This window comes from Acrocarpospora pleiomorpha, from assembly GCF_009687885.1.
GTDB lineage: Bacteria > Actinomycetota > Actinomycetes > Streptosporangiales > Streptosporangiaceae > Acrocarpospora > Acrocarpospora pleiomorpha.
Genome location: NZ_BLAF01000061.1, coordinates 22,091 through 36,867, shown reverse-complemented (window position 1 = coordinate 36,867; position 14,777 = coordinate 22,091). Strand labels below are relative to the sequence as shown.

General features: G+C 68.7%; 15 protein-coding genes and 1 pseudogene. 2 read left to right on the top strand and 14 right to left on the bottom strand.

Annotated elements, in window-relative coordinates:
* Positions 1-76: 76 nt before the first annotated feature.
* Together lhgD and Aple_RS39335 are read left to right on the top strand one after the other, a co-directional pair.
* Positions 77-1,237 (top strand): L-2-hydroxyglutarate dehydrogenase, encoded by a 1,161-nt coding sequence (gene lhgD / locus Aple_RS39340; protein ID WP_155349857.1) that lies wholly within the window; start codon positions 77-79, stop codon positions 1,235-1,237.
* 65 nt (positions 1,238-1,302) lie between these two features.
* Positions 1,303-2,028, top strand: a complete 726-nt coding sequence (locus Aple_RS39335; protein ID WP_155349856.1) for a response regulator transcription factor — start codon at positions 1,303-1,305, stop codon at positions 2,026-2,028.
* Here Aple_RS39335 and Aple_RS39330 read toward each other — a convergent pair.
* The 14 genes and pseudogenes from Aple_RS39330 to Aple_RS39270 all read right to left on the bottom strand — a co-directional run bounded on the left by Aple_RS39330 (position 1,997) and on the right by Aple_RS39270 (position 14,710).
* Positions 1,997-3,223 carry a M16 family metallopeptidase gene (locus Aple_RS39330; RefSeq protein ID WP_155349855.1) on the bottom strand — a complete coding sequence of 409 codons (1,227 nt, stop codon included), beginning with the start codon at positions 3,221-3,223 and terminating at the stop codon, positions 1,997-1,999. The two genes, Aple_RS39335 and Aple_RS39330, sit on opposite strands and share 32 nt — an antisense overlap.
* On the bottom strand, positions 3,220-4,491 hold the full coding sequence (locus Aple_RS39325) for a M16 family metallopeptidase (protein WP_155349854.1): 1,272 nt from the start codon (positions 4,489-4,491) through the stop codon (positions 3,220-3,222). Before Aple_RS39325 ends, Aple_RS39330 begins: the two co-directional genes overlap by 4 nt.
* Positions 4,488-5,435: a phosphotransferase family protein gene (locus Aple_RS39320; protein ID WP_155349853.1), complete on the bottom strand. Its 948-nt coding sequence runs from the start codon at positions 5,433-5,435 to the stop codon at positions 4,488-4,490. The genes Aple_RS39325 and Aple_RS39320 overlap by 4 nt, the downstream gene beginning before the upstream one ends.
* The gene (locus Aple_RS39315) at positions 5,432-6,031 is read right to left on the bottom strand and encodes a flavoprotein (protein WP_155349852.1); all 600 of its coding nucleotides are present in this window, start codon (positions 6,029-6,031) and stop codon (positions 5,432-5,434) included. Before Aple_RS39315 ends, Aple_RS39320 begins: the two co-directional genes overlap by 4 nt.
* The gene (locus Aple_RS39310) at positions 6,024-6,989 is read right to left on the bottom strand and encodes an LLM class flavin-dependent oxidoreductase (RefSeq protein WP_155349851.1); all 966 of its coding nucleotides are present in this window, start codon (positions 6,987-6,989) and stop codon (positions 6,024-6,026) included. Before Aple_RS39310 ends, Aple_RS39315 begins: the two co-directional genes overlap by 8 nt.
* A gap of 62 nt (positions 6,990-7,051) precedes the next feature.
* Positions 7,052-7,204 (bottom strand): LxmA leader domain family RiPP, encoded by a 153-nt coding sequence (locus tag Aple_RS39305; RefSeq protein ID WP_155349850.1) that lies wholly within the window; start codon positions 7,202-7,204, stop codon positions 7,052-7,054.
* A 42-nt stretch (positions 7,205-7,246) separates the two neighbouring features.
* The gene (locus Aple_RS52440) at positions 7,247-7,405 is read right to left on the bottom strand and encodes an LxmA leader domain family RiPP (RefSeq protein ID WP_170321896.1); all 159 of its coding nucleotides are present in this window, start codon (positions 7,403-7,405) and stop codon (positions 7,247-7,249) included.
* Between the two features lie 19 nt (positions 7,406-7,424).
* Positions 7,425-7,574: a hypothetical protein gene (locus tag Aple_RS39300; RefSeq protein ID WP_155349849.1), complete on the bottom strand. Its 150-nt coding sequence runs from the start codon at positions 7,572-7,574 to the stop codon at positions 7,425-7,427.
* Positions 7,575-7,617: 43 nt separating this feature from the next.
* Positions 7,618-8,550, bottom strand: a complete 933-nt coding sequence (locus Aple_RS39295; protein WP_155349848.1) for a T3SS effector HopA1 family protein — start codon at positions 8,548-8,550, stop codon at positions 7,618-7,620.
* A 1-nt stretch (position 8,551) separates the two neighbouring features.
* A complete protein-coding gene (lxmK, locus tag Aple_RS39290; protein ID WP_155349847.1) occupies positions 8,552-9,640 on the bottom strand; it encodes a class V lanthionine synthetase subunit LxmK in 1,089 nt (362 codons plus the stop codon).
* A gap of 336 nt (positions 9,641-9,976) precedes the next feature.
* Positions 9,977-11,254, bottom strand: a complete 1,278-nt coding sequence (locus Aple_RS39285) for an MFS transporter (protein ID WP_155349846.1) — start codon at positions 11,252-11,254, stop codon at positions 9,977-9,979.
* 587 nt (positions 11,255-11,841) lie between these two features.
* On the bottom strand, positions 11,842-12,303 hold the full coding sequence (locus Aple_RS39280) for a MarR family winged helix-turn-helix transcriptional regulator (protein ID WP_155349845.1): 462 nt from the start codon (positions 12,301-12,303) through the stop codon (positions 11,842-11,844).
* 61 nt (positions 12,304-12,364) lie between these two features.
* Positions 12,365-12,670: pseudogene (locus Aple_RS39275) on the bottom strand (cellulose binding domain-containing protein); the annotation flags it as partial.
* 72 nt (positions 12,671-12,742) lie between these two features.
* Positions 12,743-14,710 carry an endo-1,4-beta-xylanase gene (locus Aple_RS39270; RefSeq protein WP_155349844.1) on the bottom strand — a complete coding sequence of 656 codons (1,968 nt, stop codon included), beginning with the start codon at positions 14,708-14,710 and terminating at the stop codon, positions 12,743-12,745.
* Positions 14,711-14,777: the final 67 nt, after the last annotated feature.

Here is a 14,777-nt window from a genome sequence, read left to right as displayed (position 1 = left end):
GGGATCCCGCGTCACAATGGTGCGGTTCTACCCTTGAAGGGCTGGGATTCGGCGCGGCGAAGGTAGGGCGGCTGACATGAGGATCGGGGTTGTCGGGGCGGGCATCCTGGGGCTGGCGGTGGCCCGCGAGCTGACCGCCAGGGGGGCCGAGGTCACCGTGCTCGATAAGGAGGATCAGGTCGGCACGCACCAGACCGGGCATAACAGCGGGGTCGTGCACGCGGGCATCTACTACCAGCCGGGCTCGCTGAAGGCCCGCCTCTGCCGGGACGGGGTCGCCTTACTGCGGGAATACTGCGCGGAACACAAGCTTCCCTACGAGGAGGTCGGGAAGCTCGTCATCGCCTCGAACCGGAGCGAACTCGCGGGAATGCAGCGGATCGCCGCCCGGGCCGTCGAGAACGGCGTGCCCGGCATCGCCGTCCTCGACGCGCTCGGCCTGCGCGAGATCGAGCCGCACGCGGTCGGCGTCGGCGCGGTGTACTCCCCGCACACCGCGATCGCCGACTTCCCCGCGATCGCGCGCAGCCTGGCCGCTTCCCTGGATGTACGGCTCGAGCAGCCGGTCCGGGCGATCAGGGAGACGGCGTCCGGGGTGGAGGTGCTGGCCGGGCGGACGCGGTTCGCTTTCGATCGGCTCGTCTCCTGTGCCGGGCTTGGTACGGATCGGGTGGCCGCGATGGCCGGGCAGCCGGGAGAGGTGCGGATCGTTCCGTTCCGTGGGGAGTATCTGCGTTTGACGGGTGCGGCGAAAGGGCTGGTCAGAGGGCTGATATATCCGGTTCCTGATCCGCGGTATCCGTTCCTTGGCGTACATCTGACCAAGCGGATCGACGGTGAGGTGCTGGTCGGGCCGAACGCGGTGATGGCGCTCGCGCTGGAGGGATATTCCTGGTCGAAGGTTTCGTTCAGGGATCTGCGTGGGATCGCGGCCTGGCCTGGCACGCGACGCATGGCCGTACAACACTGGCGAACCGGGCTCCGTGAGGTGTACGGCTCGCTGGCCAAGCGCACTTTCCTCAAGGCGGCCCGGCGCTACGTGCCGTCCTTGACCAAGGAGGACCTGGCCAGAACCGAGGGCGGCGTCCGGGCCCAGGCCGTGGCCAGGGACGGTTCGCTCCTGGACGACTTCGCCATCGACACCCACGGCCCGATCGTGCTCGTCCGCAACGCCCCCTCCCCCGCCGCGACATCCAGCCTGGCCATCGCCCGGCACATCGTTGATGCGATCCTTTGACAGCGCCTTTAAGGCAAACTTCGTAAGGTTCCGAGCGTCCGTTCATGTCGCCTCAAGAAGCTGCCATGGTGTCTGAATCCCCTTCTTCCACTGAAGCCCGGCTATTGGTCGTCGAGGATGAGCCGAACATCCTGGAACTGCTGGGCGCCAGCCTCAGGTTCGCGGGCTTCGAGGTGCATTCCGCGTCCAGCGGCAGCGCGGCCGTCACCGCCGCCCGCCGCCACCGCCCCGACCTGATCGTGCTCGACGTGATGTTGCCGGATGTGGATGGCTTCGAGGTGGTACGGCGGTTGCGTAGCAGCGGCACGTACACCCCGGTGGTCTTTCTCACCGCCCGCGACGCCACCGAAGACAAGATTCGCGGCCTGACGCTGGGCGGCGACGACTACGTCACGAAGCCTTTCAGCCTCGAGGAGGTCGTCGCCCGCATCCGCGCCGTCCTCCGCCGCACCTCAGGCGACCCTTTCACCGCCCCACCCCGCCTGTCCTTCGCCGACATCGAACTGGACGAGGAATCCCACGAAGTCTGGCGCGACGGCACCGCGGTCTCCCTCTCCCCCACGGAGTTCAAACTCCTCCGCTACTTCATGTCCAACACCGGCCGCGTCCTCTCGAAAGCCCAGATCCTCGACCACGTCTGGGACTACGACTTCCGCGGCGACGCCGGAATCGTCGAGTCCTACGTCTCCGTCCTCCGCCGCAAACTCGACAACCGCACCTCCCCCCGCCTGATCCACACCCTCCGAGGCGTTGGCTACGTCATGCGCGCCACGTCAGGTTCCCGGCCTTGACGGACTCCGCTGGGAATCCAGCCAGTTCGGGATCCGCGGCGACCACACCGGAGAAGCGTCCGGGATCCAGGAACTCCTCGGCCGCCGCCACCACCTCCTCCGGCGTCACCGCGGCCAGTTCGCGGGCGAAGCCCAGCAGGAAGAGCGGATCCACGGCCTTGCCGGCCAGGTCGGCGAGCGCCGTGGCGAATGCGGCGCGCGGAGCCAGGCGGGTCGTCGTCGAACCCATGGCGAAGGCGCGGGCGGCCTGAATCTCCTCGGCGGTGGGGGGATGCGTCCGCATGCCGCGGAGCTCGTCGGCCACTGCCGCCAAAGCCGGATTGGTGGTCGCGGCCGCGGTGTCGGCCTCGATGGCCAGGAACGCGCTGCCGGGGTGCAGGTCAAACATCGAGGTGATGCCGTAGACGTAACCTTTGTTCTCGCGCAGGTTGCGCGAGAGCCGGGAGGACACGTAGCCGCCCAGCACGTTGCAGGCGAGGAAGAGCGCCGGGTAACGCGCGTCGTTCGGCGTCAGGGCCTGGGCGCGCAGCCGGATACGGGACTGAGGCGCGCCTGGCCGTGGCAGCAGCGCCAGCCGTCCGCCCTCGATGGCGGGAAGCGGCGGCAGAGGCGGCGGTGGCGAAGGCGTGAGCGGGCGCCATCCGCCCAGCGCCTTCTCCGCGGCGTCCGCCATCTGCTCGGGGTCCTGCGAGGTGAGCAGCACCAGGACGGCGCCGCGAGGGTCGAAAGCCCGCCTGACCCGCGTGACTCCCGCCAGTTCCGCCTCCGCCGGCAGCAGGAAGGTCGCCGGGTGATCGCCGAACATGTGCTGGGCCAGTTCGATCCTGACCGCGATGTCGGGATGAGCCCTGACCATCCTGAACTGGGCGATCAACTGCCCCCGTGCCGCCGCCAGTTCGGTGGGCGCCCCTTCCACCACCTGCGCCAGCGCCGCCAGCAGCGATTCCAGATCGGCCACCGAACTGGATGCGCTGACGGTGACCCGGTGGATGTCGGCGGTCGCGCTCAGTTCCACACCGTCATACGCGTCCTGCACCTGCGCCAGGGACGCCGCCAGCACGGTCGACTCGGCGAGATCACGCCGAGTCGGGCAGGGCGCGGGCAGGTGCAGGCGCACTTCGGCCAACGGCGTGATGCCGTGCCGCAGGGCCAGCACGCGCAGCCCATTCGGCAACATTCGGTCAGCGATCATCATTTCTCCTGCGGGACGACTCTGAGAAGCGCACGCGAATCGGCGCGCAGGCTGCGGGCCGCCGCCGCCACATCGGCGGCGGTCACCTCCGCGCACAGCTCGGGCAGCCGCCCGACCCGGCCCGGATCATCGAACAGCAGCTCGAACCGGCCCAGCATGCGCACCCGGTTGGCGAGCTCGTCCATGGACCGGTGATGGGCGTTGATCCACGTGGTACGGCGCCGGCGCAGCTCCTCCTCCGAAGGCCCGAGCGTGCCCAGCGAATCCAGCTCGGCGTCCACGGCGTCCAGCACACGTTCCGTCGACAGCACCTTCGGATGAACCGCAGTAAGAAGCCACATGTCGGGTTCGCGGGCATCAAGGAAGTCGAACAGCCCGACGCGCGCCGAGAACGTGATGATCTGACCCGTCTCAAGCCGCAGCCGTTCCCGCAGCCGCGGCCGATTGCCCCCGGTCAGCACACCCGCGAGCGTGGACAGCGCGAAGTGGGCCCGCGGATCGGCTCCCGCGTCCGGCACTCGGTGGCCGAGGGCGAACGCGGGCAGCGGCGCCATGGGGTCGATGTACTCGGCCTCCACCTGCCCGGCTGGCTCCGGTTCCCACCAGGAGCCGAGCGCGGTGGCAGGCCGCGCCGGAATCGTCCCAAAACTGCGCTCGACGACCTCCAGCACCGCGCCCGGCTCGACGTCGCCCGCGATGGTCAGTACGGCGTTGGCCGGGCTGTAGTGGCGGTCGAAGAAGTCCAGGCAGTCGTCGAGCGTCACGTGCTGGAGTGAGGCGTAGTCGCCGTACCCGTCGTGGGTGTTGGCGAAGTCGTGGAAGAGCACGGGAGACAGCCTCGGCCAGGGGAAACCGCCATAGGGTTTGCGGATTTTGCCCAGGACCTCTTCGCGTACCACCGAGGTCTGGGCCTGGATGGCGCGTTCGGTGATCTTCGGGGCGCGCATCCGGGCGGCCTCCAGCTCGATCACCCGCGCCACGGCCTCGGCGGGCACGACGGTGTAGAAGTCGGTGTAGTCCTGCCGGGTGGAGGCGTTGCAGAAGCCCCCGATGCCCTCCACCTGCTGGAAGTGGTCCCGTTCGCTGTCGGTGCCGCCCTGGAACATCAGGTGCTCGAACAGGTGCGCGAGCCCGGATCGGTTCTCCGCCTCCGCGCGGAAGCCGACGTCGTAGTGCACGGCGACGCCCGCCACCGGCGCGGAGTGGTCCTCCTCGATGACCACCCGCAGCCCGTTGGGCAAGCTCACCCGCACGATTTCGGCGGTCTTCATCCGTAACTCACCTTGCCCTGGGAAGAAATCAGCAACTGCCCGCCGTCGGCGGCGTCGATCACCTCGGCGAGGACGTTCAGGTAGCCCACCAAGATCTCGTGCCACGCCATGTACGCGGCGAAGTCGTGCGTGTGGGTCAGGAACCGCAGCGCCGCAACTCGCCCGACCTCGGTCAGGTCAAGCGGGGTCGCGTACCCGTGGAGCAGACGGCCGATGAGCGCGTCATAGTCGACGTCGCGGAGCGGGCCGTGCCCGAGCTTCCGGCCGGCGTCGCGGAACTCCACGAGTTCGCCGATGAGCCAGCCCACGTCGAACTCGGGCGGGCCCGCGCTGATGTCCTCACCGATCAGCAGGGCGCCCTCCCGGCCGGGGGTCACGGGCAGCAGAATGCCGTGGCCGGGGGCGCCGTGCAGCAGCACATGCCGGTCCTTCGGCAGCGGCGCGCACCACGTCTCGGCCGTGGCCAGCCGGGACCGGCCCAGGATTTCGACCGCGCGCCGGTGCAGATCCGCCGCCGGGCCAGGGCCGTGCCCGCCGCGCAGCCAGGAGAGCAGCCGCTGCGGGCCTTCCGGGGAAGGCAGGCCCACCTGCGGCAGCGGCTGGGCGTGCAACCGGGCGAGTGTCTGGCCGGTCGCCGTCAGGGTGTCCGCGGCGACCATCTCCAGGTCGAAAGCCTGCCCCACGCCGAGGAACATGGACGCGATCGGGCGGCTCTGCCCGGTCCGGTAGGTGACGCCGCCGTCCTCGCGCCGCTCCGGGATGGTCAACCCGACCCGGCCCTGCGGCACCGCCAGAACGGCGGCCAGGACGGCGGGAGGGGGTGTGCGCATCAGGGTGGTACGGGCAGGCCCGGGGCGCCGGGTCCACAGATAGTCCCCGTCGCCGGACTCGACGATCGAGGTGAGCATGTAGCCCGTCCCGTAGGACGCCACGACCTTGCTCATCTGACCTCTCTCTCGCGGATGACGCGCAGTTCCTCCAGCCGCTCGACCAGGATGGGGAGCGGCGGAGCGACCAGGGCGTTCTGCTCTCGGGTGTGGGTGCTCAGACCGGGCACGGGATCGACCAGCACGACGTTGGGCCGGGCTTCGATCGCCGCCCGGCTCTGCTGGTAGGCGTGGGATCGCTCGGCCCCCGGCGGCAGGTTGGGCGCGATCCCGATCACTGCCGTGGTGCACTGGAGCGCCAGCAGCATGGGCGTGTCGGCCAGGCCGCCCGCGAACCGGCTCAGGAAGTTGTAGGTGGCCGGGTAGACCAGGACGGTATCCGGCCAGGAGGCGTAGTCCACGTGCGGCGAGCCCGGCTCCGGGCTGTCCGGCCAGGCGTCCAGCGGCACGTCCTTGCCCAGCAGGGCGGCGAGCGACTGCCGGGTCACGAACCGCTCCGCGCTTCTGGTGATCACCACGCGGATGTCCAGTCGCGGGTAGAAGAGCCGCAGCCAGTTCAGCCAGTACGGCATGAAGGTGGCGCCAAGCGACCCGGTGATCAGGATGAGCAGCCGTTCGGCGCGGAACGGCGGCGCGACGAGGTTCTCATTCATCGGCGTCCGCCAGCGCGGTGAGGATCTGCTCGGCGTCCGCCGCCGCGGCTTTCAGCCCTTCGGTCACGCCGACGCCCACGGTGTTGAGGATGATCTCGTCCACGCCGGCCTCGCGGTAGTCGCGTAGCCGCTGGACGACCTCCTGCGGTGTGCCGTACGCATAGACTCCCGCGTCGACCAGGGCTTTTGCTCCGGCTTGCGGGTCGGCGGGGGCGGCGGGCACCCCGGCGCGGCGGAGCATGTCGGTGTAGTGCGGGGCGGTGAGGTGCCGTCCGGCCGCATTTTGGGCGAGTTTGACCGGGTCGCGGCTGGGGTTGGCCAGCGCCACGTGCACGACGGTGGCGACGCGGGGCACTCGCGCACGGCCCGCGGCGCCCTCGGCCAGGGCGGGAATCAGCGTGTCCTTGATGTAGCCGGGCGGGGTCATCCAGGTGACGGCCACATCCGCGACGCCGCCCGCCGCCCGGGCCATGCCGGGGCGCAGCACGCCCAGGCCCACCTCGACGGGCGCGTGCTTCATCGTGGGCAGCCCGCCGCGGGCGACGCATGCCTCGCAGTCATGCCCGGAGATCACTCCGTCGAGCATGCCGCGCACCGTTCCGGCATACCCGGCCGCGGCCGTCGCCGGTTTCCGGTACGGCGTGCCGCGCAACGACTCCACCAGTTCCGGCGTGGCGGCGCCGTACCCGGCGACCACCGGACGGCCGGTGAGCAGAGCCAGGCTACGTGCCTGGGCCGCCGCTTCCATCGGGTGGCGAAGCGGCATCAGGGTCACGCCCAGGCCGGTCGGCACCTTGATGCCGCGGCCCACCAGGTAGGCGATCATCTGGTGGGATTCGACCGCGAAGGACTGTCCCAGCCAGAGCCGGCCGGCCAGCCCGTTCATGACCAGCTCGCCGAACGGGATCACCTGATCGGGATATGTGGGTTGGATGGGGAACAGCAGTGCGGGTGGCATCGGATTCTCCAAGATCTGCGGTGCCACGGGCCGCCCGAGCCGGCCCGTGGCACCGCAGCACATCAGCAGCCGAGAACGACGGTGAAGCTGATGAAGCTGATGGTGGTGACGGTGGTGAGAGGAGTCGCCTCCGGGGACTCGATCTCATTGGCCGTCGCGACCTCGGCGAGCGAGGTGTAGGCGTCGGCGCCTTCCATCAGGTGTTCGACAGACATGTGATTTCCTTTCGATTTTTTGGGTGATGAGATTTCCGCGGGTCAGCAACCCATAGCGGCAGTGGCCGTGACGCTGACGCCGATAGAGAACGAGATGATGAGGGCGGGAGTCGCCTCAGGGCTTTCCACCCCGGCGCCGACCGCGACCTCGGCGAGCGAGGTGTAGGCGTCGGCGCCCTCAATCAAGAGTTCAGTGGACACGTGGTTCTTCCTTTGTGATTCAGCAGCCGCCCTCGATGGTGAGCGTGCAGATCGACCAGGTGATCGAGATCGTCGCGGGCACCGCCGCAGCGGAGTCGGTGTGGGCCGCCGCGATCTCGGCGAACGAGGTGTAGACGTCGGCTCCCCCGATCAGGAGCTCGGTGGGCATGATTCACCCCCTCTCGTGCCTGTTGAGGTTTCCGGGCCTCGGGTTAAGGACCGGAAAGTTCGAAGGGGAGTTGCGGCGAGTCGGCGTTACGGTGCACGGCGTCGGGTTCGATCCCGGCGGCGCACAGCGCCTCGGTGACCGCTTCCCCGCGATCCCCGCCCTGCCCGGCATGCGCCAGCAGGCCGACGGCGATGGCGTGCGAACGGTGCTCGCCGAAGCTCAGGCCGCGCATTCCCGGCCGGTCGTCCCGCGGCTCCCAGGCCCAGCCGATCCCCGGGCCGAGCTCAGCCACATAGGCGGACACATCCCCCCGCAGCCCGCCGGCCTCCCCGGCCGCCTCCGCGATGTCCGGTACGGCATGCCAGGCACGTGACCCCAGATAGACCACGATGGAGTCACGCCGCGGATAGAGGCCGCGAGCGGAGAGCACCTTGGCCCGATAGGGCACGTGGAGCTTCTCCAGTCGAGTCAGCACCGCACCCCACAGCTGGGGAGCCGCGTCGGCGGTCTCGGCTCCGACGTACAGCCGGACGTGCGCGCCCGGCCGCATGTCGGCGCCCCCGGAGCCGCTCACGAGCAGGAACCCGGGCGAGACCGTCGGGAGCACGGCCGGCAGATTGACCCAGCGCGCCGGTCCGGCGGGTGTGTCGGCCTCGGCGCCCAGGTGCGGGTCGGGGACGCGCACGCGTACGCCGCTCAGCCGTACCACATCGGAGGCGCCGGGCTCCACCGGCGCCAGGACCGAGGAGAGCGGGTGCGGAACCACGGCGCGCAGCTCCCGCTCGAAGGCGACGTCGCGGATCGACCTGGGGCGTGGCCCGTCCGCGGACTCGCGTCCGGCGTGGAACACGTCGTAGAGGGCGCTCGCCAGCGCGGCGCGCAGCGCTTTGGGGCTGTCGGCGGTGATCTCGCGGTCGTCCAGCGTGGCGGAGGTGCGGTCGGGGGTGATCTGTACGCGATCGAGGGACAGTTTCACGTCAGCCCCCGAGGCCCAGCGTGGCCGTGAAATCGGCCGGACTGATCAGAACCTTGCGCCCGACGCCCGCCGCCGCGCGCTCCAGCGGTGTCAGCCGCGCACGCTCGTAACCGGCGGCGAGGAGCCGGTCGAACATGTGCCAGCCGGCGAAGGCAGCCGCCCTGGCCGCCAGCTCCCGGTCGGCGCGGGCCGCCGGCCTGGCCGCCAGATAGCCCGACCAGAACGCCTCGATGTTCGGCCGCAGCGTCTCGAACCGGCGCGCGCCGTTGGCCACGACCTCCCGCTCGCCGGCCGTCTCCTCGTGGCCGGCCATGCCGAGCACGCCGCGATAGAGCCATTCCCCCACGAAGGCGCCCACGTCCCGGGCGGCGTCGGCCCGCCTGGCCTCCTCCCAGTCGACCAGGTGCAGCGTGTCGTGGTGGTAGAGGAACTGGTCCAGCCGCAGGTCGCCGTGGACGAGGACGTGCGTGCTGTCCCGCTCCCAGGCGGCGAGCCTGCCGATCGCCTCGACGACCACGGGGTCGTTGTGCAGGATCGCCCACGCCTCCAGTTCGGCGCCGCTCGCGACGGCGTACGCCTCCAGGGGGAGCGCGACCAGGGCCTTCAGCGGCGGAAGCGGCGGCTCCGAGGTGTCCTCGGCCACGGCCCGCGGCGCTGGAAGGGTGTGCAGCGTGCCCACCTGAAAGCCCGCGGAGTGGGCGAGCTCCCAGGTGAAGCCGTCGCCGCCGAGGTCGGCGCCGCTCTGCGCGTGCTCAAGCAGGGCGAAGGCCACCAGGCCGGACTCCACGTCGCCGCCCAGGAGCTGGGGGGCGTGGATGACCGGGTGCGTGTCGAGCAGCTCGCCCATCGCCTTGATCCGGTCCACTCGGGGGCGGACCGTGCTCGGCTCGCCGCCGACGCGCTTGACGAAGACGGGGATTCCCGCGCTGGTCACGCCCGCCCAGGTGTCGTTGCGGCCGCGGAAGGCGGAGATCTCGTCCTGGCGTAGGGTGCCAAGGTCGAGGCCGGTGAGGAATTCGGTGACCTCGGGGGCCTGGGCCAGCGGCACTGGACTGATCTTTACCGCGGAGCTGATCTTTACCGCGGACATGGGAGCGCCCCGGGTAACCGGCGTCGGCAAGGCTGCGGGGGAGCCTCCGCCGGCCTGTGTCTTATGCGCATGATTCCGTCTCCCCGTATGTGAACGAACGTGACAAACTTCGACTGCCTTCGCCTACTTGCGGCGAAAAGATCTGTTGCAGTGAGCTTGACTCGTCCGCCTTGGGCGTGACTTGTGCGCTACTGGCCGAGCATTGGCATGTGACTGGTATGTGTCTGGCACGCGAGAGAGTGGGTTAGGCAACCTGGGTTGCCTGTGTTCGGGCTTGGTGCGGCGTTCGGGGCCGAGCGAGTCACGCAGCCCGATCGGCTGGGCTGACGGTGACGGTCAGTGACCGGCGGCGTTGGGGGTGATCGTTCGGCGGAACATGCGCATAGCGGCGCGGGTGGGAAGGATGCGTTCGGTCAAGCCCTGTCGTTTGGCGACCAGTCGGGTGACCAGGAGGGCCAGGCCTACGCCGAGGAGGCTGAGTGTGCCGGTCGCGAGGACGGCGATCCGGGGTCCGGCCAGTTCGGAGAGCCAGCCGACCAAGGGGGCGCCGATGGGGGCGCCGCCGGTGAAGACCAGGATGTAGATTCCCATGACCCGGCCGCGCATGGCGTGGGAGGCGCCCATCTGCACGGTGGCGTTGGCGGTCGTGTTCACGGTGATCATGGCCATGCCGGCGGGAACCAGCAGGAGCAGGAATGTGAGGTAGCCGGGGGCGAATGCCGCCATCATCTGAAATATCCCGAAGAAGGCCGCGCCCAGGAGCAGGTATCGGCGCCTCGGCTTGATTTGCCGCGCTGCCAGCAACGCGCCGCTCAGCGCTCCGATGGCAAGCGCGCTCGACGCGATCCCGAACGCGGACGAACCCGCGTTGTAGACGTTGGTCGCCATCAACGCGATGGCCGTCGAGAAGCTCTGCGCGAAGACCGCCACGAACGCCACGATCAGGATCGGCAGCAGCAGTTCAGGCCGTCTGCCGACATACCGCAGCCCTTCCCGGAGCTGTCCCTTCGCCCGGGGCACCCGCTCAGGTGTGCGGAGCTCGCTCTTCCGCATGAGCAGCAGCCCGGCGATCACCGCTCCGAACGTCAGCGCGTTCAGCATGAAGATCGGGCCGGTGCTCAGCACGGCGATCAGCACGCCGGCCAGCGCGGGTCCTACGACCCTGGCCAGGTTGAAAGTGGAACTGTTCAGCGCGATCGCGTTCGGCAGATCGTCGCGACCGACCATCTCCACCACGAACGCCTGCCTGGTCGGCACCTCCACACAGGCCAACAACCCCAACAGGAACGCCATCACAAACACATGCCACACCTGTACGGCACCGCTCACGATGAGCACACCCATCGCCAGCGCCAGCAACCCCATAAGCGAGTCCGCCACCACCAGCAACCGGCGCTTCGGATAACGGTCGGCCAGCACGCCGCCCCACAACCCGAACAACAGCATCGGCAGGAACTGAAGCGCCACGGTGATCCCAAGCGCCGTCCCGCTTCCCCCGGTCAAGCTCAGGACCAGCCAGTCCTGAGCGGTCCGCTGCATCCAGGTCCCTACATTGGACACGACGCCACCGGCCGCGAACAGGCGGTAGTTGTAGTTCCGCAGCGACCTGAACATTCCCCCGCGAACCACTGCCTTCTCGACTGGCACGGAGGCCATTTCGTCGGCAATGGAATCGGTCGCGGGCGAGTCTGCCAGCGGGCTGATGGGCTGAAGAGCCACTTCAGTGACGTCGGCCTTGGGCTCGGACGCCATTTCTTCGGCATCCGGATCAGGGTCTGTGTGCGCCGGCCGTGGACGATCTGGCGACGGAGCGGATGGGGGGATTACGCCAGCGGTATCGGCCGCCTCGCGCCCTCCGTCGTCGATAGCCGAGTCGGCGTCGGCAATTGGAGCCGGGCGACTCACAGAGCGGGTGGGCAGAACAACCGCACCAGCCACTCCAGCAACGTCAGCCGCCGACCCGGATATCGCCTCCTCACCAACCAGACCGACCTCGGCGGGCGCAGCCGAGCGCGAGCGACCCAAAGGGAGGGCGGGTGAGACGACCACGCCAGCAACATCAACCGCCGACCCGGACGTCGCCTCCTCACCAACCAGACCGGCTTCGGCGGGCGCAGCCGAGCGCGAGCGACCCAAAGGGAGGGCGGGTGGGAGAACCACCTCAGTAGGTGGGGCTCCGGTTAGGGGAGCCCCGGGGGTGGTTAGGTTGTGGAGAGTTTTTCCAGGATGGGGGCGGCTGCTCGGAGGGTTGCTCGTTCCTCGGGGGTGAGGTCCTTGAGGCGTTGGGCCAGCCAGACTTCCTTGAGGCGGCGTTCCTCCTTCAGCAGGGCGATGCCCGCCGGGGTGACGGTGATCGAGACCTGGCGGCGGTCCGTTGAGTGCGGGGTGCGAGCCAGCAGGCCCCGTTCCTCCAGGTTGGCGATCACGCGGGTCATCGAGGGAGGTTGCACCTTCTCGTGCTCGGCCAGCTCGCCAGGCGTCATCGCGGTGTGGCGTTCTACAGCGGCCAGGGTCGCGAGCTGGGTGGGGGTCAACGAGTGGCCCGTGCCCTGCTTGCGCAGGCGCCGGTTCAGGCGGGCGAGGGACACGCGGAGCGCGGACGCCAGACCTGCGTCGGTACGGAGGTTCGCAGCCGACTCTGTCTTCTGGGGATTCGTTAGCATAAGTCATTACCTCTGCTAACTATATACGACATCGTGATATTCCTCCAAGGCGAGGCCTCCCTTACTCCCGTACGTTCCCGTACGAGAGGCCCAAGATACGACGAGGGCGCGACTCAAAGAGCCACACCCTCGAAGGGAACCCGATCAAGGAGACGTGCAGATGTAGCCAGACGGTAGCAAGGCGTTTCCACTGACCGAAGGTGGTGCTGGCTCCCAGACCGAGATTGCCGTCGCTACTGGTATTCCTGGCTGTCACCGTTTGCCCGCTCTGAGTGAAGATGGCGTTCCACCCGGTGACCGTGTGCCCGGCTGGGAGGGTGAAGGTCACCCTCCACGAGGTGATCGCCGAACTGCTCTGCTGGGCAAGATCGACGACCCTGCGAAAGCGGGGCCGTGCTGGTGAGCACGACCCCGCTGCGTTACCTCAGTTCACGGGATTTCACGGAGTGGTGCAGGTGTAGCCGGTCGGCAGCGCGGTGTTGCCGTTGGGACGGGCGCCCTGGAAGCCGAAGTTTCCGCTGCCTCCCGCTGGGAGGTTGCCGTTGTGGCCGACGTTCTTGGCGGTCACGGTCTGGCCGCTGACGGTCAGCACGGTGTTCCACGAACCGGAGATGGTGTGACCGGCCGGGAGGGTGAACGTGACGGTCCACGAGGTGATCGGCGCGCCACCGGCCGTCACCGTGACCGGCTGGATCACGTACCCGTTGTTCCAGGTGTTCTGGGTGGTGGCCACGACGGTGCAGGCGCCGCCGGTACCGCCACCGGTGGTGGTGAAGGTGACCAGCGCGGAGTTACCCGACAGGTTGCCCGCGCCGTCACGCGCTCGGACGTAGACCTGGTACTGGGTGTTGGCCGTCAACCCAGTCAGCGTGATCGAGTTGGTCGTCGAAGTGCCCAACTGCGGGTCGGTCGCACCCTGCTCACGATAGACGTTGTAACCCGCCAGGCCGGAACCGCCGGAGTCGGTGGACGCCGTCCAGGTCAGGGTCGCACCCGTCGAGGTGACGTTCGTGGCGGTAGGCGTACCAGGAGTGGTCGGCGGAGTCGTGTCGGTGCCACCGCCGGTGGTCGTGGTGAAAGTGACCAGTGCGGAGTTACCCGACAGGTTGCCCGCGCCGTCACGCGCTCGGACGTAGACCTGGTACTGGGTGTTGGCCGTCAACCCGGTCAGCGTGATCGAGTTGGTCGTCGAAGTGCCCAACTGCGGGTCGGTCGCACCCTGCTCGCGGTAGACGTTGTAGCCCGCCAGGCCAGAACCGCCGGAGTCGGTGGATGCCGTCCAGCTCAGCGTCGCGCCTGTGGAGGTCACGTTGGAGGCGGTAGGCGTACCAGGAGTGGTCGGCGGAGTCGTGTCGGTCGGTGTGCCGCCGTCGAGGGCGTTGTGCACCGCCGTGTACGCGGGCTTGATCGCGTAGTTGTTGTCGTAGATCAGCGCGAAGCCCTCACCGCTGAAGGTGTCCGGCACCCACGAGTACTTGTCGGTGAAGCCCCAGATCGTCACACCGGCGCAGGCGGTGACCGCGTTGCAGGCGTTGATGACGTTCGTGTAGTACTGGGCCTGCGTGGTGTCCTTGGCCGCGGTACGCGGAGTCTGCATGCGGACGTCCAGCTCGGTGATCCGGACCTGGACGCCGAGGTTGGCGAAGCGCTGCAGGTTCTGCTGGATGTCGTTCGGGAAGCCGAACTGGATGGCCAGGTGCGACTGGAAGCCGACGCAGTCGACCGGCACGTTCTGGGAGCGCAGCGACTGCACCAGGTTGAACATCGCGGTGCTCTTGGCGTTGATGCCTTCGACGTTGTAGTCGTTGATGCACAGGCGCGCGTCCGGGTCGGCGGCGCGCGCCGCGCGGAACGCGTCGGCGATGTAGCTCTGGCCCAGCGTGTTGAACCAGAACGACTGCCGGAAGGTGCCGTCCTCGTTGAAGGCCTCGTTCACGACGTCCCAGGAGACGACGGTCGCGTTGTTCGCGTACCGGCCGACGACCGTGGCGATGTGCTCGTTCATGGCGGCACGCATGTTGGTGGCGCTCAGACCCTGCACCCAGCCGGGCGTCTGGCTGTGCCACACCAGCGTGTGCCCATGCACCTGCTGGTTGTTCTGGGTGGCAAAGTTGACGATCTGGTCAGCCCCGGTGAAGGTGTACTGGTTGTCGTTCGGCTCGGTCGACTCCCACTTCATGGCGTTCTCGGCCGTGATCTGGCTGAACTCTGTGGACGCGATGTTCCGATAAGCCGTCTCGTTGGCGAGCGGGCCGGTGGCGATCGCGGCACCGATGAACTTGCCCCGTTCGGCGGCATGACCACGCAGAGTCCCATCCGCGTGGGCGGGTGTGGCGATGAGAACGCTTGCCGCAGCCGACGCCACCGCGCAGACTACCGCGAGAGATCGCCATTTCAAGGAAGGCACAGGATCTCCTCTTCCGAAAGTTTTCGATAGCTTTCGTGTTGTCCACGGAGGCTAGAATTACCCGGAA

Excerpts from the sequence above, each read along its gene's own strand:
- lhgD (WP_155349857.1), top strand. The coding sequence starts at position 77 with ATGAGGATCGGGGTTGTCGGGGCGGGCATCCTGGGGCTGGCGGTGGCC.
- Aple_RS39335 (WP_155349856.1), top strand. The coding sequence starts at position 1,303 with ATGGTGTCTGAATCCCCTTCTTCCACTGAAGCCCGGCTATTGGTCGTC.
- Aple_RS39330 (WP_155349855.1), bottom strand. The coding sequence starts at position 3,223 with ATGATGATCGCTGACCGAATGTTGCCGAATGGGCTGCGCGTGCTGGCC.
- Aple_RS39325 (WP_155349854.1), bottom strand. The coding sequence starts at position 4,491 with ATGAAGACCGCCGAAATCGTGCGGGTGAGCTTGCCCAACGGGCTGCGG.
- Aple_RS39320 (WP_155349853.1), bottom strand. The coding sequence starts at position 5,435 with ATGAGCAAGGTCGTGGCGTCCTACGGGACGGGCTACATGCTCACCTCG.
- Aple_RS39315 (WP_155349852.1), bottom strand. The coding sequence starts at position 6,031 with ATGAATGAGAACCTCGTCGCGCCGCCGTTCCGCGCCGAACGGCTGCTC.
- Aple_RS39310 (WP_155349851.1), bottom strand. The coding sequence starts at position 6,989 with ATGCCACCCGCACTGCTGTTCCCCATCCAACCCACATATCCCGATCAG.
- Aple_RS39305 (WP_155349850.1), bottom strand. The coding sequence starts at position 7,204 with ATGTCTGTCGAACACCTGATGGAAGGCGCCGACGCCTACACCTCGCTC.
- Aple_RS39300 (WP_155349849.1), bottom strand. The coding sequence starts at position 7,574 with ATGCCCACCGAGCTCCTGATCGGGGGAGCCGACGTCTACACCTCGTTC.
- lxmK (WP_155349847.1), bottom strand. The coding sequence starts at position 9,640 with ATGTCCGCGGTAAAGATCAGCTCCGCGGTAAAGATCAGTCCAGTGCCG.
- Aple_RS39285 (WP_155349846.1), bottom strand. The coding sequence starts at position 11,254 with ATGTTCAGGTCGCTGCGGAACTACAACTACCGCCTGTTCGCGGCCGGT.
- Aple_RS39280 (WP_155349845.1), bottom strand. The coding sequence starts at position 12,303 with ATGCTAACGAATCCCCAGAAGACAGAGTCGGCTGCGAACCTCCGTACC.